The sequence below is a fragment of the Enterovirga sp. genome (assembly GCF_035325185.1).
Taxonomy (GTDB): Bacteria; Pseudomonadota; Alphaproteobacteria; order Rhizobiales; family Beijerinckiaceae; genus Enterovirga.
Genome location: NZ_DAOLAJ010000059.1, coordinates 1 through 23,708 on the forward strand (window position 1 = coordinate 1; position 23,708 = coordinate 23,708).

The following is a 23,708-nucleotide window of genomic DNA, read 5'->3' on the forward strand; positions in this document are numbered from 1 at the left end:
AGGACACCAGCCTTTCACGCTGGGAAGACGGGTTCGACTCCCGTAGGCCGCGCCATCCGGCCGCCGCTTCGCAGCATGTCCGTCCGGCGCCTTCAGGCCGCCCGCCTGCCTCCGTCCTCGATGGCGGGGCCGAGGCGCTCGAGTTCGAGGGAATAGCAGAACGAGGCGAAGAGAAGGGCCAGGACCCACATCGCCTTCGCGACGCCTTGTCCCGCCGGCGGCAGGGCCTCGAGTTGCGGGACGTGGCGGAAGAAGATCGCCGAGAACACCGCGCCGGAAAAGAAGAAGCTGACGCGGCTGGCGAACAGCAAGAGATGGCCGATCGCCGCGCCGTGGACGGGCGCCCGCACCGGCACGCGGCGATAGCGCGTCCAGTAGCAGGCTTGCATGGCGAGCGCCGCCGCCATCGAGGTGATCACCGTCGAGGCATGCAGCGGCTGCGGCTTTCCCGATTGCGCGACGATCTGCTGGAAGAGCGGGAACATGGCCAGGAACAGCACGCAGGCGGCAAGGGTCTGAACCCCCAGCAGCAGGAAATAGGGTGCATGGTTCCTTGCGGGGCGGCCGGCGGCATCATCGTCCATCGGCGTCCTCGCTTCGCACGATGTCACGCAGGCCCCGCGCGAGATCCTTCGGCGCGACGTCCCCCAGGATCGCCGACTGCACCACGAAGCCAAGGATTGTCGCCAGCATCACCTTCGCCACGTCGTTCTCGGAGGCGGTCTCCCGCATCTCGCCCGTCTGCTTCCAGCGCCGGACCGCGTCGGCGAGCCGGGCGCGGAATTCCAGGTAATAGCCCCGCATCACTTCCCGCAGGTGCTCGTTGCGCTGGGCTTCGCTCCAGCCCAGCAGGGCGAGGCGCCGCAGGTCGTATCCCTCGCGTGCGGTGAAGCGGGCCACGGCCTCCGCGACAGCCTCGATGAAGCGCTCCGGCGGCAAGGGGGCCGCGAAGATCGGCGCGACCCGCTCCCCAAGGCCGCTGAGCGATGTCGTTACCGCGGCGAGGATCAGCTCCTCCTTGCTGGGGAAATAGGAATAGACCGCGCCCGCCGAGAGCTTCGAGGCCACGATGATGTCGCTCATGGTGGTGGCGTGCAGGCCCTGCTTCTGAAAGCAGGTCCAGGCCGCCTCGAGGATCTGGAGCCTGCGGGCGGCGCGCTTCTCGTCGGAAATCTTCGGCATGGCAAAATAATAAAACGAACGACCGTTCTTTACAAGCGCCGGCATGCGGCGCATAAGAGAACGGACGTTCGTTTTATGGAGTCGGCCATGATCAAGGTGACCGCCATCGAGACCGGCAAGGCCCGCATGAAGACCGCCCAGCGGGCGGGGCGCGAGGGGCGCGGCCCGCTCGGGCGCAAGATCGACATCTTCCGGGATCCCGAATGGGTGGAGCCCCTGCCCATCCTGGCCTTCCTGATCGAGCACCCGGAGGGACGGTTCCTGGTGGATACGGGTGACACCTGGCGCAATTCCGTGCCGGGCTATCTTCCCGGCTGGAATCCGTTCTACCGGCAGGTCTCGATCCGTGTCGCGCCGGAGGAGGAGATCGGGCCGCGCCTGCGCGACATGGGGATCGATCCGGCCCGCGACATCGCCGCGGTGGTCCTCACCCATTTCCACCACGACCATACCGGCGGGCTCGATCACTTTCCGCATACGAGGATCATCGGCCCGCGCGAGAACCATGCCGTCTCGACTGGCCTCAGGGGCATGATGATGGGCTGCCTGCCGCAGCGCTGGCCCGTCTGGCTCGACCCCGAGCTGGTGGTGCCGGACGGGGCGCCGATCGGCCCGTTCCCGGGCTCCTATCCCCTGACCCGGGACGGCAGGATCGCAATGGTACCGACGCCCGGCCATGTCCGGGGGCATTGCGCGGTCGTCGTCCGGGACGACGACGTCACCTATTTTCTCGCGGGCGACGCGACCTATTCCCAGGACAACCTGCGGGCCGACCGCACCGACGGCGTCACCAATGATCCGGCGACGGCGCTTGCGACCCTGCGCGCCATCAAGGCTTTCGCGGCCAACCAGCCCACGATCATCCTGCCCGCCCACGACCCGGACGGCCCCGCCCGGCTGGCCGGAAAGGTTGTCTTCTCCTGAGCCGAAGCGCGCAGGCTCCCGCCACCGCTCTTCGGGCGGTCTCTTTCCCCGTTTCACGGGAGGGCCACCGCATATGGCCTCGACGGTTCGCGCTTGAACCCTCCCCCGCGAAGCGGGGGAGGGTTCACCTGCAAGCTGCCAACGCTATCTGCGATCGCCTTGCCCGTGAAACGGGGAAGGGGCTCGCCCCAGGCGCTCTTGCTTAGGCGCTCTTGGCCTTCGACCACCAGCCGCCGCGCTTCGGCCGGGTCGGGTCGGGAGGCGTGAGGACGATCGCTACGGGCTCGGGCTCGGGCGCCGCTTCCGGTTCCGCCTCGGAGGAAGCCGGCTCCGGGTTCTCCTCGACCGGGGCGGGTTCCGCCGCTTCGGCAGGCGCCGCCGCTTCAGCAGGTTCTGCCGTCCCGGCTTCGGGAAGAACGGCCTCGGCGGGCGGCGGGGGCTCGCTCACGGCAGGTGCCGGGCTTTCCTCTTCGGCCTGCCCGGCCGCCTCGACGGCAGGATTCTCCGGGAGACCCGCCGCTTCCTCGTCACCCTCTTCGGCGTCGTCCTCGGCCGCATCCGCGCCCTCGGCCCGCGCCGTGTCGCCGTCCCGATCGCGGCGGCGGCGGCGGCGGCGACGGCGACGGCGGCCGTTCTCCTCCCCGCCCTCGTCGCTCTCCTCGGCCTGCTCGGGAGAGGAGGCGCGCTCCGCGGAGGGGCGTTCCTGGCGCTCCTCTTCCTCCCGCTCGAATTCCGCCGTGGGATCGACCTCGATCGGTTCGTCCACAGGCGTGATGGAATCGACCCTGATGCCGGTCGCGGTCGGGCGGGGAAGGGCCTGGGCCGGGGTGCCGCGCTCGATGGAGAAGGTGGTCGTGCCGGCGAGGCTCTCGTCGGCCGCGACCATCACGGCGACGCCGAACCGCGATTCGATCTGCGAGAGATGCGCGCGCTTCTGGTTGAGGATGTAGAAGGCAACCTCGGTGCGCGTGCGCACGACGAGGTTATGCCCACAGGAGCGCAGCAGCGCCTCCTCGACCGAGCGCAGGACCTGCAGGGCGACCGACGGCACGGCCCGCACGAAGCCCGTCCCCCCGCAATGCCGGCAGGGGACGGAAGAGGATTCCAGAACCCCCGTGCGAATGCGCTGGCGCGACATCTCCAGGAGGCCGAAGAGCGAGATGCGGCCGATCTGGATGCGGGCGCGGTCGTTCTTCAGGCACTCCTTCAGCTTCTTCTCGACGGCGCGGTTGTTGCGCTTCTCCTCCATGTCGATGAAGTCGATCACGATGAGGCCGGCGAGGTCGCGCAGGCGGAGCTGGCGGGCGATCTCCTCGGCCGCCTCGAGATTGGTCTTGAGGGCGGTGTCCTCGATATTGTGCTCGCGCGTGGCGCGGCCCGAATTCACGTCGATGGAGACGAGCGCCTCGGTCGGGTTGATGATCAGATAGCCGCCCGATTTCAGCGTCACCTGGTTCGAGAACATGGCATCGAGCTGGGCCTCGACGCCGAATTGCGCGAACAGCGCCTGCGGCTCGCGATAGGGCCGCACGGCCCGGGCCTGCGAGGGCATGATCATGGACATGAAGTCCTTGGCCTCGCGATAGCCCTCCTCGCCCGCGACGATCACATCGTCGATGTCCTTGTTGTAGAGGTCGCGGATGGCGCGCTTGATGAGCGAGCCCTCCTCGTAGACGAGGGCTGGGGCCGTGCTTTCGAGCGTCAGCTCGCGCACGCTCTCCCAGAGCCGCATCAGGTATTCGTAGTCGCGCTTGATCTCCTGCTTGGTGCGCGAGGCGCCGGCCGTGCGCAGGATGATCCCCATGCCCTCCGGCACGTCGAGCTCGCCTACGATCTCCTTGAGACGCTTGCGATCCTCGGCCGAGGTGATCTTGCGCGAGATGCCGCCGCCCTTGCCCGTATTGGGCATCAGCACGGAATAGCGGCCCGCCATGGACAGGTAGGTGGTGAGGGCCGCGCCCTTGTTGCCGCGCTCCTCCTTGACGACCTGGACGAGCAGGATCTGGCGGCGCTTGATGACCTCCTGGATCTTGTACTGGCGGCGATGAGTGCGGCGGCGCTCGGGGACCTCCTCGAGAGCGTCGGCGCCCCCGACGGCCTCGACCTGCTCGTCCTCGTCCTCCTCGTCGTGCTCGTCTTCGTCCTCGTCGTCTTCGTCCTCGCCTTCATCTTCTTCGTCTTCGTCTTCGTCTTCCTCCTCGGCCGGACGGTCGTCGCGGCGCGATTCGGCTTCTTCCGGCGCCTCGTCCTCGACGATGACGGCCTCGGCGAACTCGGCGACGAACTCGACCGGCTCCGACCTCTCGACGTTCCCTTCGCCGAAAGCCTCTTCCTGCGCCGGGGAAAGCTCCAGGGGAGCCTCCTCCTGCGAGGCGGCCGGCTCGGCCGGGGGAAGTTCCGGCTCCTCATGGGAAGCGACGTTCGCCACGAGGTCCGGTGCGGAATGCTCGGGCGCCTGCTCCCCGGAAGAGGCAGCCGCTTCCGCCTCGGCGGCGTCGTCTCCGGCGGGGCCTTCCTCCTGCGGGGCGTCGAGAGCGGGCGATTCGACGGACTCACCCTGGAACGCCGTCTCGGGCGCCTCGCCGACGGACAGCTCCGCCTCCTCGACCGAGAAGGCTTCGCCCGGCTCGGCTTCCCCGGCCTCGACGGGGGCCGAGACGGTCTCCTCCCGGCTGCGATGGCGGCGCTGCGAGCGGCGCCGGCGGCGGCCGCCGCGGCGTTCCTCGCGCTCCTCGGCCTCGCGCTCCTCCTGCTCGTCGGCCTCCAGGAGCGCCTGCCGGTCGGCGACCGGAATCTGGTAGTAATCCGGGTGGATTTCGCTGAAGGCGAGGAAGCCGTGGCGGTTGCCGCCATATTCGACGAAGGCGGCCTGGAGCGACGGCTCCACGCGCGTCACCTTGGCCAGGTAGATGTTTCCTCGCAACTGGCGGCGGTTGGCCGATTCGAAATCGAATTCCTCGACCTTGCCGGCCCGGGTTACGACGACGCGGGTCTCCTCCGGATGGGAGGAGTCGATGAGCATCTTGTTGGCCATGGGGAACTCTCGAAGGTCGATTCGCGCCGCGGGCGAGATTCCGCCGGGCCGTCGCCGCATCCCGGATCGACCGGGCGGGCGGCTCCTGGCCGCAGGATTCGGAGGGCGCGAGGGTTGGTGAGGTGCCCGAAGGGCACATGGGGGACGGAAAACCGGGGGATGGAAAACGTGGCGGCCGTCATCCCGCCGCCGGAAAAGCGTGCGAGGGGCGAACGGACCGGCGGGTAAAAAGCGCGCGCGGCGAGCGTGCCGACGGGCAGCGGCGAGGCTGGTTCCGTCGGAGCTCCCATCGGCTGTCCTTCGTCTGGCGCGCCGGGGCGGCGCGGGTTGGAACCGCAGACGGGCTGCGGAATCGATCGGGACCAGGCTTGGATCGGCAAGGGATGGGTTTCGGCCCAGCGCCGTTGGGCGGCGCCTCGTCCGGGCATCGATCCGCACCGGGTGACCGTTCCATTACAGAGCCATGGGCCCGTTTGACAAGATGGCGCTTTCGCGCGGCCCGGATCGGCGTCGCTCCGAGGGGGGGAGGGCCGCGGAAAGCTCCCATTAACCAAGTCTCCCCATGCTCGGGCGGCGACCTCACCAAAGCCCGCAGCCGATGCCGCGTCTCGTCGCCCGGATCGCGGGCCTTCTCCTCCTTCTCGCCGCCTCCGCGGCCCGGCCCGCGGAGGCGGTCGCGCCGCCGGCCGTGGCCGTCGAGGCGACGCTCGAGGCGGTGGGGGACCGCACGCGGCTTGTCCTCGTCACCTCGCGCGAGACCGAGGCGTCGAGCTTCCTGCTGGAAGCCCCGGACAGGGTGGTGGTCGAATTGCCGGGGCTTCATTGCCGGCTGCCTGCCGCCGCGCGCAAGCGGGTCGGACTCGTCGCCGCCTTTCGCTGCGGTCTCTTCGCGCTCGGCCGCACGCGGCTGATCCTCGACCTTTCCGGGCCCGCGACCGTCTCGAAGCTGGACTGGGAGCCGGGCCCGGTGGCGGACGTGAAGCATCTCGTCATCGAGCTGGCGGCCGCCGACCGGGACAGCTTCCGGCGCGAGGCGCGGGCGCCTCTGCGCGAACCGGAGGCGACCGGCTCGATCGCCCCGGCATCGCGCCCGGGCGCGATGCCCCTTGTCGCCATCGATGCGGGCCACGGCGGGGTGGATTCGGGCGCCATCGCCACCACGGGAGATTACGAGAAGGACGTCGTGCTGGCCTTTGCGCGCGCGCTCCGCGACGCGCTCGTCGCCTCCGGCCGCGTGCGGGTGATGATGACGCGGGACGGCGACGTCTTCGTTCCGCTGGACGAGCGGGTGCGGATGGCCCGCCGGGCGGGCGCGGACCTCTTCGTCTCGATCCACGGCGACTCGATGTCGAATCCCGCGGGCCGGGGCGCGACCGTCTATACCGGCGCCGAGCGGGCGACCGACGTCGAATCGGCGCGGCTCGCCGAGCGCGAGAACGCCGCCGACGCGAAGGGCGGCCACGTCCCCTCCGAGATCCGGGCCGGGGTCTCGACGATCCTCCAGGACCTGACCCTGCGCGAGACGCGCGGATTGTCACATCGCTTCGCAGGCCAGATCCGCAGCGGCCTCGCCGAGGTGATGCGCTTCTCGCCCCAGCCGCACCGCGAGGCCGGATTCCGGGTGCTGCGGGCGCCCGACATGACCTCCGTCCTCGTCGAGCTGGGCTATCTGTCGAACGTGAAGGATGCGAGCCTGTTGCTTTCCGACGACTGGCGCGGGCGTGCGGCCGCGGCTATGGCGGCGACGGTCGAGCGATTTTTCGGGCCGCGGCTCGCGGAGCGTGCCGCAGTTTCACCATAGAAACCGTGTCGAAGAGCTGCATCGATTGCCGCCATCGCGCATGTTCGGCGTGAGCGAGATGTGGGCGAGGAATGCCCGGCGGGGCCGATCGGCCGGCCGGCATTCAGTCTGGAAAGCGAGCGGATGCGTTTCGTTCTACGGTTCTTCGGCTTCTTGTTCTCGATCGGAGCCATCGCGTTCCTGATCGCGGGCGGAGGCGCGGGCTATTTCCTCTGGAAGTTCAGCCAGGGGCTCCCCGACCATGCGGCGCTCGCCAATTACGAGCCGCCCGTGACGACGCGCGTGCACGCCGCCGACGGCAGCCTGCTCGCCGAATATGCGCGCGAGCGCCGGCTCTACCTGCCCATCCAGGCCGTGCCCAAGCTCGTCATCGGCGCCTTCCTGTCGGCCGAGGACAAGAACTTCTACAAGCATAGCGGCATCGACCCGCAGGGCGTCGTGCGCGCGGCGCTGACCAATTTCCGCTCGGGCAAGAAGCAGGGCGCCTCGACCATCACCCAGCAGGTGGCGAAGAACTTCCTGCTCTCGAACGAGCAGACGCTCGAGCGCAAGATCAAGGAAGCGCTGCTGGCGCTCCGCATCGAATCGGCCTTCTCCAAGGACCGGATCCTCGAGCTTTACTTGAACGAGATCTTCCTCGGCACGCTCATTCCGGGCCGCAACGTGCACGGCGTCGCCGCGGCCGCGCTCGAATATTTCAACAAGTCGGTCCACGAGCTGACCCCGGCCGAGGCCGCCTATCTCGCGGCCCTGCCCAAGGGCCCGAACAACTACCATCCGTTCCGCAAGACGGCCGAGGCGATCAGCCGCCGCAACGAGATCCTCGATCTCATGGCGCAGAACGGCTACATCACCAAGGAAGAGGCCGAGAAGGGCAAGAGCCAGCCGCTCGGCATCAATTTCCGCGTCCAGTCCCCGAACCAGATCGCCTCCGGCTTCTTCGCCGAGGAGGTCCGCCGCGAGATCGGCGACCGCTACGGCGAGAAGGCCCTCTACGAGGGCGGCCTCTCGGTGCGCGCGACGCTCGATCCCAAGATGCAGGCCATGGCGCGCAAGGCGCTCGTCGACGGCCTGATCAAGTTCGACGAGGCGCATGGCTGGCGCGGCGCCCAGGGCAACATCAACCTCGCCGGGCGCGAATGGGGAACCGCGCTCGCGGAGGTCGCCGCCCTCAACGACATCCAGCCCTGGAAGCTCGCGGTCGTGCTCGACACCTCCGGCGGCCAGGCCCGCATCGGCATCCAGCCGAAGCGCGAGGCGGGCCAGGGCGTCTCCCGGGAGCGCGAGATCGGCACGATCCCGCCCGAGGGCGTGCGCTGGACCGGACGCTCGGTCTCGGGCGCCCTCCAGGTCGGCGACGTGATCTACGTCGAGCCCATGGCGGCCAAGCCCGGCAGCTACCGGCTGCGCCAGCTCCCGGAGATCTCCGGCGCCCTCGTCGCCATGGATCCCTTCACGGGCCGTGTCCACGCCATGGTCGGCGGCTTCTCCTATGACCAGAGCGAGTTCAACCGCGCCACCCAGGCGATGCGCCAGCCCGGCTCGTCCTTCAAGCCGATCGTCTACGCGACGGCGCTCGACAACGGCTACACGCCCTCCTCCATCATCGATGATGCTCCGATCACGATCGAATCCGGCGGGGAGAGCTGGACCCCCAAGAACTACGGCGGCGAATCGACCGGCCCTCATACGCTCCGCTACGGGATCGAGAAGTCGAAGAACCTGATGACGGTGCGCCTCGCACGCGAGGTCGGCATGCCGCTCATCGCGGAATATGCCCGCCGCTTCGGCGTCTATGACGACCTGCTCCCGGTCCTGCCGATGTCGCTCGGCGCCGGCGAGACCACCGTCATGCGCATGGTCACGGCCTATTCGATCCTCGCCAATGGCGGCAAGCGCATCAAGCCGACCCTGATCGACCGCATCCAGGACCGCACGGGCGCGACCATCTACCGGCATGACGACCGCCAGTGCATCGGCTGCGCGGCCGATAGCTGGACGAACCAGGACGAGCCGAAGATCGTCGACAAGCGCGAGCAGGTGCTCGACCCGCTGACCGCCTACCAGATGGTCTCGATCCTCGAGGGGGTCGTCACGCGCGGCACGGCGGCCCGCGTCAAGGCGATGGTCGACGGCAGGCCGATGGCCGGCAAGACGGGCACGACCAACGACGCCAAGGACCTCTGGTTCGTGGGCTTCTCTCCCGATCTCGCGGTCGGCCTCTATATCGGCTACGACAAGCCGCGCTCGCTTGGCGCCAACGCGCAGGCGGGCCATTACGCGGCGCCGATTTTCGGCGACTTCATGCGGGTGGCGCTGAAGGACAAGCCGCCGACCCCCTTCCGCGTGCCGCCGGGAATCAAGCTGATCCGCGTCTCCCTGGCGAGCGGCACCCGCGCCGGCGGCGAGGGCGGGGGCACGATCCTGGAAGCCTTCAAGCCGGGCACGGCGCCGCCCGACGGCTATGTCGCCCCGCCCAATCCCGGTCCTTCGGCCCAGGCATCGCCCGCAGCCGGCGGCGGCGGGGGAGGCGGCGGAGACGGCGGCGGCTCCGGCTTCGGCCTCTGGTAGGCTGTTCGAAGGCCCCGCGGCGGATGCGCCGCGGGGCCTTCCGGTTTTCCGCGGCATGCTCTAACTGCACCGCGACAGCCGATTCCCATCCGACATGCGCGCCGAAATCCAATCGCTCCTCGAAGCCGCCAAGCAATCCGTGGGATTGCTGAGGAGGCATCTTTGACTGGGATACAGTCGACCGCCGCCTCGGCGAGCTGAACGCGCGATCCGAGGATCCCGATCTCTGGAACGATCCCGCCGCGGCCCAGGCCGTGATGCGCGAGCGCAATGCGCTCGACGAATCGGTCGCGGCCATCCGCAAGATCGAGGGCGACCTCGATGACGGCGCGACCCTGATCGAGCTGGGCGAGGCTGAAAGCGACGAAGCGTCGATCGCCGAGGGCGAGGAGACGATCCGCCGGGCCCAGGCCGAGGCCGCGCGCCGGCAGGTCGAGACGCTGCTCTCCGGCGAGGCCGATGCCAACGACACCTATCTCGAAGTGCATTCGGGCGCGGGCGGCACCGAGAGCCAGGACTGGGCGCAGATGCTGGCGCGCATGTATGCGCGCTGGGGCGAGAAGCACGGCTTCAAGGTCGATCTTCTGGAGCAGCAGGACGGCGAGGAGGCCGGCATCAAGGGCGTGACCTTCCTCCTGAAGGGGCACAACGCCTATGGCTGGCTGAAGACCGAGTCGGGTGTGCACCGCCTCGTGCGGATCTCACCTTTCGATTCCAATGCCCGCCGGCATACGAGCTTCGCCTCGGTGTGGGTCTATCCGGTCGTGGACGACCGCATCCAGATCGACATCAAGGAATCGGACTGCCGCATCGACACCTATCGCTCGTCGGGCGCGGGCGGGCAGCACGTCAACACGACCGATTCGGCGGTGCGCATCACGCATATCCCCTCCGGCATCGTCGTCGCCTGCCAGCAGGAGCGTTCGCAGCACAAGAACCGTGCGACGGCCTGGAACATGCTCCGCGCCCGCCTCTACGAGGCGGAGCTGAAGAAGCGCGAGGAGAAGGCGAATGCCGAGCAGGCCGCCAAGACCGATATCGGCTGGGGCCACCAGATCCGTTCCTACGTCCTCCAGCCCTATCAGCTCGTGAAGGACCTGCGCACGGGCGTGACCTCGACGACGCCCTCGGATGTGCTCGACGGCGACCTCGATTCCTTCATGGAGGCGGCTCTCGCCCAGCGCGTCTATGGCGGCGGCGCGGAGGTCGAGGATATCGACTGATACGAAATCCGATCAATCGGTTCGGCCGCCGATCCGCTACTGCACGGCGGCGAGGAGCCGGCCCGCCTCGAGGAAGCGGGCCGGATTGACCGGCTCGCCGTCGATGCGCGTCTCGTAGTGGAGGTGGTTTCCGGTGGAGCGGCCGGTCGAGCCGGCGCGTCCGACCACCTGCCCCGCCTCGACGCGCTGCCCCACCACCACCGAAATCGCCGAGAGATGGCCGTAGCGGGTCGGAAGGCCGCCTTCGTGCTGGATCTCGACCATGTTGCCGTAGCCGCCGGTCGGCTCGGCCACGCTCACGCGTCCCGCAGCGGTGGCGCGCACCGGCGCCCCGTAGGGAGCCCGGAAATCGATGCCGCTATGAAGGGCGGCCATGCGGTTGAAGGGGTCGAGCCGGTAGCCGAAGCCGCTGGTCTGCTCGAGTTCCCCGGAAAGCGGCCTGCCGAGGGGGAGGGCACCGATGGCCGCGTTCGTCCGCTCCAGCTCGGTGACGGCGCCTTCCGCGCCGGCCACCAGGGGCGCGAAGGCGGCCGCGTCGATGGCTTTCGTGGCCGCGATGAAGGGGCCGCCTGTGGCGGCCTCCGGCATCGGCGCGGCGGGCGCGGGAAGCGGGATGCGCGCCGTCGCGAGCGCCTGCCGGATCAGCAGGGCCCGATCGCGGGCCCGGCGGCGCAGGGAGTCGGTCGAGGCGACGGCCGCGCGCGAGACCCGCCCGAGCGAATCCTCGATCGCGGACAGCCGGTCCGGCACCCGGGCGGCGGCCTGCTCGCCTTCCCGTCCCGGCAGCCGCAGGTCGAAGGGCTCGGTCGGAAGCGGCGTCGGCTTGGTGTCGAGGGGAGGACGCGGCGCGATCGATCCGGTCGCAGCCGGGGAGGGGAAGGTCTCGACCGGCAGGCCCGCGGGCCGGATCCCCGTCCCGGCATCGGCGATCGCGCCGGGACGCGTGGGGGCTCCCCCGACGCGCTCGGTCAGGCTGGAGAGCCAGGCTTGGCGCGCCTCGATTTCCGCTTGCCGCTTGGCCAGCGCCTCGACCCGCGCGTTGAATCCCTTGCGCTCGACGAGGCCGGAGGTGATCTCGCGCTCCAGGCGGTTCCTGAGATCGGTCACCTTGTCCTCGTAGGCGAAGCGCATCTCGGCCTGGCGGGCGAGGAAGGTCTGCACGAAATCGTCGCGGCAGAGAATGTACCAGGTTGCCGCGCCGCCCCAGAGGGTGGTCGCGAGCGTCGCCGCGCCGAGCGCGATCACCGTCTTCCTGCCGAAGCCCGTGGGCGGGGGTGGAGGAGCCGGGGGACGGGCGAAGGTTTTGGGAGCAGCATTCGGCATGAGGGGCCGCCAGATGGGACCCCTGCATTAGGCTGCCGTTAGCGTTAAGGAAGCGCGAAGACCGGCCCGGACGCGGCCGTCACAATGCCTGCGCGGCGGCCAGCACCTCCTCGGCATGGCCCGCCACCGAGACCTTGGGCCAGATCCGCGCGATCGTGCCGTCGCGGCCGATCAGGAAGGTGCTGCGCTCGATTCCCATGTAGCGCCGGCCCCACATGCTCTTCTCGACCCAGACGCCATAGGCCCGGGCGGCTTCCTTCTCCTCGTCCGCCGCGAGAGTGACGGACAGGCCGTACTTGCGGGCGAATTTCGCCTTGGATGCGGGAGCATCGGGGGAGATTCCGACGATGTCCGTATCGGCCGCCGCGAAGGCGCTCTTCAGAGCCGTGAAATCCTTCGCCTCGCGGGTGCAGCCGCTGGTGTCGTCCTTCGGGTAGAAGTAGAGCACGAGCTTGCGGCCCGCGAACGAGGATAGCGCGACCGGCCCACCATCGGCGCCGGGAAGGCTGAAGAGGGGAGCCGGTGAACCGATTTCGAGCGCCATTCGCCTTCCTTTCGTCCGAATGCCGATGTTGAAGAATCCGCCGCGCGGGGGACTGCGTGTTCGTGCGCGGTTCCCACGCCTATACCCGAGAGCGGTCGGCCGCCGCCACGCATCTGTGCGAGCTGGATGACCGCGACGGACAAATTGCCCCCAGCGCGCAAAGGTTCCGCGGCGACCCGGCGGGGAGCGCTCCGAATCGCCGGGCGCTGCGGGATCGCGGCCACGGCGCTCGCCGTCTTTTTCCTGGTCGCGGTGTCCGGGCTCTATCTCAAGCTCGCCTCGGGGCCGATCGATCTCGGCGGCTATGTCGCGAGGGTCGAGACCTCGCTCGCCTCCCGCCTCGGGCCCGGCTGGCATGTCTCGATCCGGGAGACGGCGCTCGAATTGCGGGGCCTCAAGCCGGCCATCCGCACGAACGGCCTCGAAATCCGCAATTCGCATGGCGTCGCGGTGGTGCGCGCGCCCTATGCGGTGGTCAGCCTCAATCCGCTCTCGCTTCTCGTCGGGGATTTCTCGCCGCGCGAGATCGAGCTGCGCGATCTCCACCTGCGCGGCGTGATCGCGGCCGACGGCTCGCTGTCCTTCTCGACGCCGGTCGATCCGGCATCCGAGGCGCCTCCGGCGGCGGAAGCTCCCGCCCCGACGGGGCAGGCCGCGGCGGAGCGGCTTCCGCCTTCCATCGTGTCCACGGCGGCGATGTCGCTGCTTCGCCCTCTCGTATCCCCTTCCGGGGTCATCGGCGCGCTGGACCGGGCCGTGCTCGTCGATGCGGGCCTCACCCTCGTCGGGCCGGACGGGCGCGAGCGCGTGGCCTTCGACGGGGTCGATGCGGTCTTCGAGAAGGTCGAGGGTTCCGATCGCCGCTTCGAGATCGAGCTGCGCGGCCAGCACGGCGCCTGGCGCGCGGCGGGCCGGGTCAGCGGCGCCAAGGGCCACGCCTCCCTCATCGAGGCCCACGGGGTGCCCGTGGCGGACCTGATGCTCCTCGGCGGCCTCTCCAAGGCGCCGGCGAGTTCGAACGTGAAGCTGAGCGGATCCCTCTCCGCGTTCTTCGCCCATGACAGGCTCGCCCGGCTCCAGGCCCGCCTCGGGGCCTCGCCGGGCAGGATCGAGCGCAAGAACCGCTCTCCCGTGCATCTGGACGACGCTTCGGTCGACCTCGTCTGGGACGAGGCGGGCCGCAATCTCGACATTGCCAGCCTGGGCTTCCGCAGCGAGGGAACGCAGGTCGCGCTGAAGGGCCGGCTCGGGGCCGATGCCAAGGGCGACTGGCGGCTCACGCTCGACGGGCGCGACGCGGCGGTGGCCGATCTCGATCCGGCGGGCCCGCCCTTCCGGCTGGCTTCGATCGAGGCGCGGGCGCAGATCGAGGAGGGGCGGATCGGCCTCGACAGCCTCACGATCCGTGGCGACGAGGTCGAGCTCGCCATGTCGGGGGTGTTCACTCCCGGCAACGCCGATCAGGTCTTTTCCGGGCAGCTCGAAGCCGCGAATACCGATGCCCGCAAGCTCGTGCGGCTCTGGCCGGATTCCCTCAATCCGGGCCTGCGCGCCTATCTCGCCGCCCGCCTCGCCGGCGGCACGGTGCGCAGCCTCCGCCTGCGCTCGCGTCTCGACCAGAAGGACTTCAAGACCGTTTTCAACGACGATCCGATGTCCGACGGCGCGCTCGACCTCACCTTCACGACCTCGGAGACCCGGCTCGACGTCGTCGACGGCCTGCCCCCCCTCACGGGCCTCGCCGTCCAGGGGCACATCACGGGCGTCACGGCCTCGCTCGACGCCGCCGGCGCCATCGAGATGGCCGATGGCCGCCGCCTGTCCTTCACCGAGGCGAGCTATGTCCATCCGAGCCTCGACAGGAAGGGCAGCCCGGCGCGGATCGGCTTCCGCATCCTGGGCGGAGCCGACGCCCTCGCCTCGCTGGCCCGCTCGCCCCTGATCCGCGAGGCCGGGGTGCCGGACCTCGATCCGGCCACCTTGCGGGGCGCCGTGGACATCAAGGCGACGCTGCCGCTGGTGCCGGGCGCCATTCCGCCGCTGAGGGACCTCGGGATCGCCTTCAGCGGCACCTTCTCCGACATTTCCGCCGACAAGCTTCCGGGCCACGAGCGGCTCGAAGGCGGGCAGTTCTCCGTGCTTCAGGATGCCTCCGGCTTCAGCGCGAAGGGGGAGGGAAAGATCGGCGGCGCTCCCGCCTCTTTCGCCCTGCGCGCCCCGCAGGCGGGCGGGGGCGAGCTGACCGTCAATGCGGTCCTCGACGAGGCCGGGCGGGCGCGGCGCTCGCTGCCGGTCGCCCCCGCCCTCGCGGGGCCGGTCGGCGTGAAGGTATCCGTTCCGCTGGGCCCGAAGCCCGTGCCGCGCGTCGAGCTGGACCTCTCCCGCGCCGCGATCGACGGCCTCGTGCCGGGATGGCAGAAGCCGGCCGGCAAACCCGGACGCGCCGCCTTCACCCTCGCCGACACGGGCTCGACGGAGCTGCACGATCTCGCCGTCGACGCCGGCAGCGTCCAGATGAAGGGCAGCCTCGTCCTCTCCCCCGCCGGTGGGATCGAGCGGGCGGACCTCTCCAGCTTTCGCCTTTCGCCGGGCGACGACATGCGGGTCCAGCTCGAGCGGGCGGGGTCGGGATATCGCGTGGCGATCCGCGGGGGCAATGCCGATGCCCGCCCGCTCCTGAAATGGCTCGGGGCGCCGTCCGCCAGGGGCGGCGCGAGGGAGAGCCACGACAGCGACATCGATCTCGCCGTGTCGATCCTCAGCGGCTTCAACGACGAGGCGATGACGAGCGTCGCCGCCAAGGCGTCCACCCGCGGCGGCGAGTTGCGGAGCCTCCAGTTCGGCGGGAAGTTCCGCAGCGCCGCCGTGGAGGCGAGCGTCGCCAAGCGCGACGGGGGCGCGCCGATCCTGTCCCTGCGTGCATGGGATGCCGGAGCGATCCTGCGCTTCCTCGATTTCTATCGGCGCATGGTCGGAGGCCGGCTCGGCCTCGAGGCCCGGCTGGCCGAGGGGGGGCAGCAGGGCCAGATCACGATCGAGGATTTCGCCCTGCGCGCCGAGCCGGCCCTGCGGCGCATCGTGAGCCAGTCGCAGCAGGGGGGCGGGGGCGGGGAGGAGCGGGGCCTCGCGCCGGTCGCGCGCCAGGATGTCGACCAGGTGCTGTTCACCCGCCTGACCACCTCCTTCCGCCGGGTCGGCACGCGGATGGAATATACCGATGCGGTGATCTACGGGACGCAGGTGGGCTTCAACCTGTCCGGCTGGGTCGACACGGCCCGCGACCGGCTCGACATCAACGGCACCTTCGTGCCGGCCTATCTGGTGAACAATGCCTTCAGCCAGCTTCCGGTGGTCGGCCTGATCCTCGGGGGCGGGCGCACGGAAGGGCTGATCGCCGTCGATTTCCGGGTCTCCGGCGCCCTCTCGGGCCCCGCCGTCACCGTCAATCCGCTGACGGCGGTCGCCCCGGGCATCCTGCGCAAGCTGTTCGGATGGATGATGCCCGACGGACAGGCGGTCCCGGAAGTCGCCGCCGAGCAGCGCCCGCCGGCGCGGCGGCGAACGCGCTGAGCGGTTCGCTCTACAGCCTTCCTATGGCCTGGCCTCCAGGATCATGTTGAACGGCGTCTCCGCGACGCGCCGGAACCGCTTGAATCCGCCTGAAGTCACGACCTGACGCAGCCTCGCCTCGCCGGCTTGCGCCCCGAGCCCGAGCCCAACCTCCTGCGCTTGGGAGGCTGGCGTGCAGATCATCGTCGAGGCGGCGTAATAGACGCGCCCGACCGGATTGAGATTGGCCGCGAGATGATCGTGCGCGAACGGCTCGACGATCATCCAGGTCCCATCCGGCTTCAGCGACCGATGCACATGCGCCGATGCGCCCGCCGGATCGCCCATGTCGTGCAGGCAGTCGAAAAAGGCGACGAGATCGTAGGCTCCTGGATAGCTTTTCGCGGAGGCGACCTCGAAGACCGTGTTGGCGGAAGCGCCGCTCTTCTCCGCGGTCGCGCGCGCCCGCTTGATGGAGGGCGCGTGATAATCGAAGCCGTGGAACCGGGATTTGGGAAACGCCTGCGCCATGAGCACGGTCGACGCCCCGTATCCGCATCCGACATCGGCCACCTCGGCGCCGCGTTCAAGCTTCTCGACGACTCCCTCCAGGGCCGGAAGCCAAGTCTGGATCAGATGGGCGTTGTAGCTCGGACGGAAGAAGCGCTCGGTGCCGCGGAAGAGGCATGCGCTGCGCTCGTGCCAGCCGACGCCTTTCCCGTCGACGAAGGCCGCCCCGATCTTCCCTTCGTCGATCCACATGCTGGACAGAACTTCGAACGCGCCCAGCATGAAGGCCGGGCTGTCCGCGTTTGCAAAGACCTGCTCCTGCTCGGGATTGAGATGGAAGCGGTCGGACGATTCGTCATAATCCACGTAGCCGGCGGCGGCCTGGGCGGCGAGCCACTCGCGGACGAGGCGCTCCTGCGTCCCGGTGCGTGCCGCAAGGTCGGCGGCACCGACCTCGGCTCCTCCGCGCATCGCTTCGAAGAGTCCCAGGCGATCTCCCAGAACCACCAGGGCCCCGGTCGCGACGGCGCCGAGGTCGCCGACCATCTTCCCCAGGAACGCGTCCAGCTTCTGTTGATCCGGCTCCGTCATCGAACCCTCCATTCCGGGCAGGAGGCAGTCGGAGAGGACGATACTCGCAGGGCGTTTCTGTTTGATGGCGTCCCGTGACGCCGATGCCGTTTCCCTCAGACGGCGCGCAGCAGGACGTGGCGCTTCTTGCCGAAGGACAGGACGATCGTGCTCTGCGGCGAGAGGTCGTCCGGGCGCAGGACCCGCTTCTCGTCGGCGACCTTCACGCCGTTGACCGAGATCGCCCCGCCGGCGATGGCGCGGCGGGCTTCGCCGTTGCTGCCCGCGAGGCCCGCCTTCACGAGAGCGGGGCCGATGGCGAGGCCCGCCTCGATCTCGCCGCGCGGGCAATCGACGGAGGGCAGCGTCGCGGCGGCCTCGCCCTGCTCGAAGGTTCGGGCCGCCGTCTCGGCGGCGAGGGCGGCGGCCTCCGCCCCGTGCAGGAGCGAGGTGGCCTCGGTGGCGAGCACCTTCTTGGCCTCGTTGATCTCCTGTCCCCGCAGGGATTCGAGGCGCGCGATCTCGGCAATGGGCAGGAGGGTGAAGAGGCGCAGGAAGCGGCCCACATCCGCGTCCTCGGCGTTCCGCCAGTATTGCCAGTAATCGTAAGGGGCGAGGTGCCCGGCATCGAGCCAGACGGCGCCGGCCGCGGTCTTGCCCATCTTGGCGCCGGACGAGGTGGTGAGGAGCGGGGCGGTGAGGGCATAGAGTTGTTCGGTGCCCATGCGGCGGCCGAGATCGATGCCGTTGACGATGTTGCCCCACTGGTCGGAGCCGCCCATCTGCATGCGCACGCCGTGACGGCGGTGCAGCTCCACGAAGTCGTAGGACTGGAGCAGCATGTAGTTGAATTCGATGAAGGACAGCTCGTGCTCGCGCTCGAGCCGCATCTTCACCGAATCCATCGACATCATCCGGTTGACCGAGAAATGCCGGCCGACATCGCGCAGGAAGTCGATATAGTTCAGCGGCAGCAGCCATTCGGCGTTGTCGGACATGAGGGCGTCGTGGCCGCTCTCGCCGAAGCGCAGGAAGCGGCCGAAAACCTGCCGGATGCCCTCCTTGTTCGCGTCGATCTGCGCGGGCGTCAGGATCTGCCGCGTCGCGTCGCGTCCCGAGGGGTCGCCGACCCGCGTCGTGCCCCCGCCCATCAGCACGACCGGCCGGCCCGCCCGGGTCTCCTGGAGCCAGTGCAGCATCATGATCGAGAGGAGATGCCCGACATGGAGCGATGGCGCGGTGCAGTCGTAGCCGACATAGGTTGCGAGGCGCCCTTCGCGGGCGAGCGCGTCGATCCCCTCCGCGTCGGAAGTCTGATGGATGAAGCCGCGCTCGGAGAGAACGCGCAGGAAATCTGAGGTGGGGCCCGTCATGACGTTCGTTTCGTGTTTCGCGCGCAGCCTGTAACAGCTTCGCCCGGGGAATTCGACGGACCGGACGGGGATTGAGGAATGGGGCTCGCGATCGGCCTGATGAGCGGCACCTCGATGGACGGCATCGACGTGGCCCTGATCCGCACGGAGGGGAATGCGCTCCGCGTCGCCCAGAGCGACAACGGCTTCGTCGAGCCGCTCGGGCCGACTGGATACCGCCCCTATTCGGACGAGGAGCGGGCGCTGCTGCGCCGCGCGCTCGTCGATGCCGAATCGGTGACCGACCGGACCGAGCGGCCGGGCTGCCTCGGCGAGGCCGAGGCGCTCGTGACCCGCGCCCATGCCGAGGCGGTCGAAGCCTTCCTCGCCGCCGAGGGGCTTGATTCGCGCGACATCGAGGTGATCGGCTTCCACGGGCAGACCGTGCTGCACCGCCCCTCCGAGAGGATCACCTTGCAGATCGGCGACGGGCAGGCCCTGGCGAGCCGGCTCGGCATCGCCGTCGTCCACGACCTGCGCGGGGCTGACGTCGCCGCGGGAGGTCAGGGGGCACCCCTCGTCCCCGTCTTCCACCGGGCGCTGGCGGAGGCGTCCGGCTTCAGCCTGCCGCTCGCAGTGCTGAATATCGGCGGGGTCGCCAACGTCACGCTGATCGGCAGCGATCGCTCGCTGCTCGCCTTCGATACCGGGCCGGGCAACGCCCTGATCGACGACTGGATGCGCGAGCGCACGGGCCACGCGCTCGACGACGGCGGGCGGACGGCCGCGCGCGGGCGTCCCGACGGGGCGCTGCTCGCCTGGCTGCTCATGCATCCGTTCTTCGTGCAGAAGCCGCCGAAATCGCTCGACCGCAACTGGTTCTCGCACAAGCTCGCCGGGCAGCTCTCGACCGAGGACGGGGCGGCGACCCTGACCGCCTTCACCGCCCAGGCCGCCGCCCGCGCCCTCGACCATGCCCGCGAGACGCCTCTGCGCTGGATTGTCGCCGGCGGGGGGGCGCGCAACGGCGAATTGATGCGGCTTCTCCGCCATCATGTCCGCGTCGAGATCACGACGGCGGATTCGGTCGGCTGGTCTTCCGCTTTCCTGGAGGCGCAAGCTTTCGCCTATCTCGCCGTCCTCTCGCGTCGGGGCGAGCCCCTCACCTTCCCGACGACGACGGGCGTGCCGCGGCCGACCTCCGGGGGCGTGCTGGCGGAGCCGTAGCCTTTACGGCCGAAGACTACCTGGCACCGCCGGCAGCGGAGGCGACGCGCTGGACCATGATGTCGGTCATGTCGGGACCGTCCCCGAAAACGCCATGCCGGGTGGTGGTCGTGAACCAGAGCTGCCGGCCGACGAAGATCTGCGCCTGAAGCGCATAGCTGTGACCGGGCCGGATGCGGGAGCGGTCAATCCGCAGACGATAGGGAATCGGTACGCCGCCGTGCGGCCGGATGGTCGTGGCGGCGAGCGTCCGCGCGGGGGCGTCGGCCAGCGAAACGTCGAGAAGCTTCACCTCCAGCCGCGCGCCCGGCGGGAGCGCGACGCGCTCCCGATATGTCACGGTGCCGGAAATGACCGCCGTCGCGGCCAAAGCCGGGCCGGACAGGCTGGCCATGGCCGCGGCGAGGCAAAGGAGTGCCGTCCTGCGTTCGATCATCGTCGCTCCGGTCCCGCGGCTTTACGCCGCCTCCTCCCGCTTGCCGAGGCGCTTGTCGAGATAGGTGTCGACCGTCTCCATCAGCGCTTCGACCCGGCCGTCGAAGAAGTGATTGGCGCCCTCGACGAGCTGGTGCTCGATCTGGATGCCCTTCTGCGTCTTCACCTTCTCGATCACCGCGGTCACCTCCCGGTGGGGGGCGACGCGGTCCTCCGAGCCGTGGACGAAGAGTCCCGAAGAGGGGCAGGGCGCGAGGAAAGTGAAGTCGAAGCGGTTGGCGGGCGCGGCGATCGAGATGAAGCCCTCGATTTCCGGGCGGCGCATGAGAAGCTGCATGCCGATCCAGGCGCCGAAGGACACCCCCGCGACCCAGCAGGTGCGCGCCTCGGGATTGACCGACTGCGCCCAGTCGAGCGCCGCGGCCGCGTCGGACAATTCGCCCGGGCCGTGGTCGAAGCTGCCCTGGCTGCGGCCGACGCCGCGGAAATTGAAGCGCAGGGCGGAAAAGCCGCGGTTGAGGAAGCCGTAGAACAGGTTGTAGACGATCTGATTGTTCATCGTCCCCCCGAACTGGGGATGTGGATGCAGGAGGAGCGCGATCGGCGCGCCTTTCTGCTTGGCCGGCTGGTAACGCCCCTCGATCCTGCCGGCCGGGCCCGTGAACACCACCTCTGGCATGGTCCTCGATCTCCATCGCGCGGGCTGCCCGGCCTTGACTTCGGGAAGGCACAGCGTCTAGTTATTCTTAGAATGGTTCTAATAGCTTAGATTTATTCTAAACTAGATCTCGGTCGCGGCTTTGCCGACCTCGACGGGTCGGGCAAGGCCCGCGGGAAAGGGCAGATATCACGTTCGCGGGGGGCGATTGCAAGCCTTCCGTGGCGCAGGGTCGGCATGTCGCGTGAGTAAGATTCGTACATATCTCGATCACAACGCCACGACGCCGGTCCGGCCGGAGGTGGCCGCGCTGCTTCGCGAGAGCGAAGGGGTCGGCAATCCGTCCTCCGTCCACGGGGAAGGCCGGCGCGCCCGTGCGCTCGTCGAGGCGGCGCGCGCGCAGGTCGGTGCACTCGTCGGCGTCGCGCCCGAGGCGGTCGTCTTCACCAGCGGCGGGAGCGAGGCCAATGCCATGGCCTTGCGGCCGGGCGCGCTGCGCGACCGCGCCGGGCGCCCGGTGGAGCGCCTCCTGGTCGGCGCGACGGAGCATGCCTCGGTGCTGGAAGGCCACCGCTTTGCGCGGATCGCCCCGCCGATCCGCGTCGATTCCGGCGGGCGGATCGATCTCGACGACCTGCGCTCGCGGCTCGCGGGCGGAGATGTGCCGACTCTGGTCTCCATCCAGGCCGCGAACAGCGAGACGGGCGTCATCCAGCCGGTCGGCGCGATCGCCGCGATGGTCCGCGAGGCCGGCGCCGTCCTGCATGTCGATGCGGTGCAGGCCGCGGGCCGCGTGTCGCTCGCCTTCGGGGAACTCGGCATCGATGCGATGTCGCTCTCCGGCCACAAGCTCGGCGGCCCCATGGGGGTCGGCGCGCTCGTCCTCGCCCCGGGCCGGGCCGGGCCGGAGGCGCCGCTGGTCCTGGGGGGCGGGCAGCAGCGCGGCCTGCGCGCGGGGACCGAGAACGTGCCCGGCATCGCCGGCTTCGGCCTCGCTTGCGAACTGGCCGCCAAAGGAATGGTGTCGCAGGCCGTGCGGCTCGGCGCGCTCCGCGACGCGGCCGAGCGTGCCGTCCGCCGTCTCGCGCCGGATGCCGTCATCTTCGGGGCGGGCGTGTGCCGGCTGCCAAACACGCTCGCCTTCGCGGTGCCCGGCCTCAAGGCCGAGACGGCGCTGATGGCGCTCGACCTCGCCGGCATCGCCGTGTCCTCCGGCTCGGCCTGCTCCTCGGGCAAGGTCGGCAAATCCCATGTCCTGGCTGCGATGGGCATGGCCGAGGGGCTCCTTGCCGGGGCGCTTCGGATCAGCCTCGGCTGGAACTCGACGCGGGAGGATGTGGAGCGCTTCGCCGGCGCCTTCGCCTCCGTGATGCAACGCCTCTATGAGCGGAGACCGCCGCGCGCGGCGTGACCCGCCTTCGATTGACGCAAACGGGCCGGCGGACGGCCCCGGGAGAACGCGATGCCTGCCGTGCAGGAGACGATCGACCAGGTGAAGTTGATCGATGTCGATCAGTACAAATACGGGTTCGAGACGAAGATCGAGATGGAGAAAGCGCCGAAGGGCCTCTCCGAGGACATCGTCCGCTTCATCTCGGCCAAGAAGAACGAGCCCGCATGGATGCTCGAATGGCGGCTGGAAGCCTATCGGCGCTGGCGCTCCATGAAGGAGCCGACCTGGGCGCGGGTCGACTACCCGCCGATCCAGTATGACGAGCTGTATTACTACGCCGCGCCGAAGAGCATGGCGGACGGGCCGAAATCGCTCGACGAATTGCCGCCCGAGATCCTGGACACCTACAAGAAGCTCGGCATCCCGCTGAGCGAGGTCGAGGCTTTGGAGGGCATCCAGGGCTCGAAGGTGGCGGTGGACGCGGTCTTCGACAGCGTGTCGGTCGCGACCACCTTCAAGGCGGAGCTGGCCAAGGCCGGCGTCATCTTCATGCCGATCTCGGAGGCCATCCGCGAGCATCCCGAGCTGGTGCGGAAATATCTCGGCTCGGTCGTGCCGGTGACGGACAATTTCTTCGCGACGCTCAACTCGGCGGTCTTCTCGGACGGCTCCTTCGTCTACATTCCGCCGGGCGTGCGCTGCCCGATGGAGCTGTCCACCTATTTCCGCATCAACGAGCGCAATACGGGCCAGTTCGAGCGCACGCTGATCATCGCCGACAAGGGGGCTTACGTCTCCTATCTGGAGGGTTGCACGGCGCCGAAGCGGGACGAGAACCAGCTTCACGCGGCCGTGGTCGAGCTGATCGCGCTCGACGATGCCGAGATCAAGTACTCGACCGTCCAGAACTGGTTCCCCGGCGACAGCGAGGGCAAGGGCGGCATCTACAACTTCGTCACCAAGCGCGGCGATTGCCGGGGCAAGAACTCGGTCATCACCTGGACGCAGGTGGAGACGGGCTCGGCCATCACCTGGAAATATCCGAGCTGCATCCTGCGCGGCGACAATTCGCGCGGCGAGTTCTATTCGATCGCGATCTCGAACGGACGCCAGCAGGTCGATAGCGGCACCAAGATGATCCATCTGGGCCGGAACACGACCTCCAAGGTGATCTCGAAGGGCATCGCGGCCGGGCGCTCGGACAACACCTATCGCGGGCTCATCTCGGCCCATCGCCGGGCCACGGGCGCGCGCAACTTCACGAACTGCGACTCGCTCCTGATCGGCGACAAGTGCGGCGCGCATACGGTGCCGTATCTCGAATCGAACAATTCCACGGCCGTCTTCGAGCACGAGGCCACGACCTCGAAGATCTCCGAGGACCAGATGTTCTATTGCCAGAGCCGCGGCCT

General features: G+C 69.3%; 17 protein-coding genes. 8 read left to right on the top strand and 9 right to left on the bottom strand.

Annotated features, from left to right (window positions below; translation table 11 throughout):
• Positions 1-92 precede the first annotated feature (92 nt).
• On the bottom strand, positions 93-584 hold the full coding sequence (locus PKD06_RS12440) for a hypothetical protein (RefSeq protein WP_324380505.1): 492 nt from the start codon (positions 582-584) through the stop codon (positions 93-95).
• Positions 574-1,182: a TetR/AcrR family transcriptional regulator gene (locus tag PKD06_RS12445; protein ID WP_324380506.1), complete on the bottom strand. Its 609-nt coding sequence runs from the start codon at positions 1,180-1,182 to the stop codon at positions 574-576. Before PKD06_RS12445 ends, PKD06_RS12440 begins: the two co-directional genes overlap by 11 nt.
• 87 nt (positions 1,183-1,269) lie before the next feature.
• On the opposite strand from PKD06_RS12445, the gene PKD06_RS12450 reads away from it, so the two are divergent.
• Positions 1,270-2,106, top strand: a complete 837-nt coding sequence (locus tag PKD06_RS12450; protein ID WP_324380507.1) for an N-acyl homoserine lactonase family protein — start codon at positions 1,270-1,272, stop codon at positions 2,104-2,106.
• 202 nt (positions 2,107-2,308) lie between these two features.
• Here the strand turns inward: PKD06_RS12450 and PKD06_RS12455 are convergent, their stop codons facing one another.
• A complete protein-coding gene (locus PKD06_RS12455; protein WP_324380508.1) occupies positions 2,309-5,140 on the bottom strand; it encodes an Rne/Rng family ribonuclease in 2,832 nt (943 codons plus the stop codon).
• A 598-nt stretch (positions 5,141-5,738) separates the two neighbouring features.
• Between PKD06_RS12455 and PKD06_RS12460 the strand changes: the two genes are divergently transcribed.
• The 3 genes from PKD06_RS12460 (at position 5,739) to prfB (ending at position 10,735) form a co-directional block, all read left to right on the top strand.
• On the top strand, positions 5,739-6,941 hold the full coding sequence (locus tag PKD06_RS12460; RefSeq protein ID WP_324380509.1) for an N-acetylmuramoyl-L-alanine amidase: 1,203 nt from the start codon (positions 5,739-5,741) through the stop codon (positions 6,939-6,941).
• Positions 6,942-7,064: 123 nt separating this feature from the next.
• Entirely contained in the window at positions 7,065-9,512 is a 2,448-nt protein-coding gene (locus PKD06_RS12465) for a penicillin-binding protein 1A (RefSeq protein ID WP_324380510.1), read from the top strand.
• A 94-nt stretch (positions 9,513-9,606) separates the two neighbouring features.
• Positions 9,607-10,735 (top strand): peptide chain release factor 2 gene (gene prfB, locus PKD06_RS12470; protein WP_324380511.1). Its coding sequence is split into 2 segments (ribosomal slippage): positions 9,607-9,675 and positions 9,677-10,735, totalling 1,128 coding nucleotides; the frame shifts between segments, so codons are not numbered across the junction.
• Between the two features lie 36 nt (positions 10,736-10,771).
• Here prfB and PKD06_RS12475 read toward each other — a convergent pair.
• On the bottom strand, positions 10,772-12,058 hold the full coding sequence (locus tag PKD06_RS12475) for a M23 family metallopeptidase (RefSeq protein ID WP_324380512.1): 1,287 nt from the start codon (positions 12,056-12,058) through the stop codon (positions 10,772-10,774).
• Positions 12,059-12,137: 79 nt separating this feature from the next.
• Positions 12,138-12,602, bottom strand: coding sequence for a peroxiredoxin (locus PKD06_RS12480; protein WP_324380513.1), 465 nt, complete (start codon positions 12,600-12,602; stop codon positions 12,138-12,140).
• Positions 12,603-12,728: 126 nt separating this feature from the next.
• Here PKD06_RS12480 and PKD06_RS12485 point away from each other — a divergent pair, with 126 nt between their 5' ends.
• Complete coding sequence (locus tag PKD06_RS12485) at positions 12,729-16,172, top strand: AsmA-like C-terminal region-containing protein (RefSeq protein WP_324380514.1); 3,444 nt, start codon at positions 12,729-12,731, stop codon at positions 16,170-16,172.
• A 21-nt stretch (positions 16,173-16,193) separates the two neighbouring features.
• Here PKD06_RS12485 and PKD06_RS12490 read toward each other — a convergent pair whose 3' ends face one another.
• Positions 16,194-17,252, bottom strand: a complete 1,059-nt coding sequence (locus tag PKD06_RS12490; protein ID WP_324380515.1) for a class I SAM-dependent methyltransferase — start codon at positions 17,250-17,252, stop codon at positions 16,194-16,196.
• 95 nt (positions 17,253-17,347) lie between these two features.
• On the bottom strand, positions 17,348-18,604 hold the full coding sequence (gene tyrS / locus PKD06_RS12495; RefSeq protein ID WP_324380516.1) for a tyrosine--tRNA ligase: 1,257 nt from the start codon (positions 18,602-18,604) through the stop codon (positions 17,348-17,350).
• 78 nt (positions 18,605-18,682) lie between these two features.
• Here tyrS and PKD06_RS12500 point away from each other — a divergent pair, with 78 nt between their 5' ends.
• Positions 18,683-19,810, top strand: coding sequence for an anhydro-N-acetylmuramic acid kinase (locus PKD06_RS12500; RefSeq protein WP_324380517.1), 1,128 nt, complete (start codon positions 18,683-18,685; stop codon positions 19,808-19,810).
• A 16-nt stretch (positions 19,811-19,826) separates the two neighbouring features.
• Here PKD06_RS12500 and PKD06_RS12505 read toward each other — a convergent pair whose 3' ends face one another.
• Both PKD06_RS12505 and PKD06_RS12510 read right to left on the bottom strand, forming a co-directional pair.
• Complete coding sequence (locus PKD06_RS12505; RefSeq protein ID WP_324380518.1) at positions 19,827-20,246, bottom strand: YbaY family lipoprotein; 420 nt, start codon at positions 20,244-20,246, stop codon at positions 19,827-19,829.
• Positions 20,247-20,267: 21 nt separating this feature from the next.
• A complete protein-coding gene (locus PKD06_RS12510; RefSeq protein ID WP_324380519.1) occupies positions 20,268-20,924 on the bottom strand; it encodes an alpha/beta hydrolase in 657 nt (218 codons plus the stop codon).
• Between the two features lie 223 nt (positions 20,925-21,147).
• Between PKD06_RS12510 and PKD06_RS12515 the strand changes: the two genes are divergently transcribed.
• Together PKD06_RS12515 and sufB are read left to right on the top strand one after the other, a co-directional pair.
• The gene (locus tag PKD06_RS12515) at positions 21,148-22,314 is read left to right on the top strand and encodes a cysteine desulfurase family protein (protein WP_324380520.1); all 1,167 of its coding nucleotides are present in this window, start codon (positions 21,148-21,150) and stop codon (positions 22,312-22,314) included.
• A 51-nt stretch (positions 22,315-22,365) separates the two neighbouring features.
• Positions 22,366-23,708: Fe-S cluster assembly protein SufB (sufB, locus tag PKD06_RS12520; RefSeq protein WP_324380521.1), on the top strand; the 1,343-nt coding region annotated here is incomplete at its 3' end.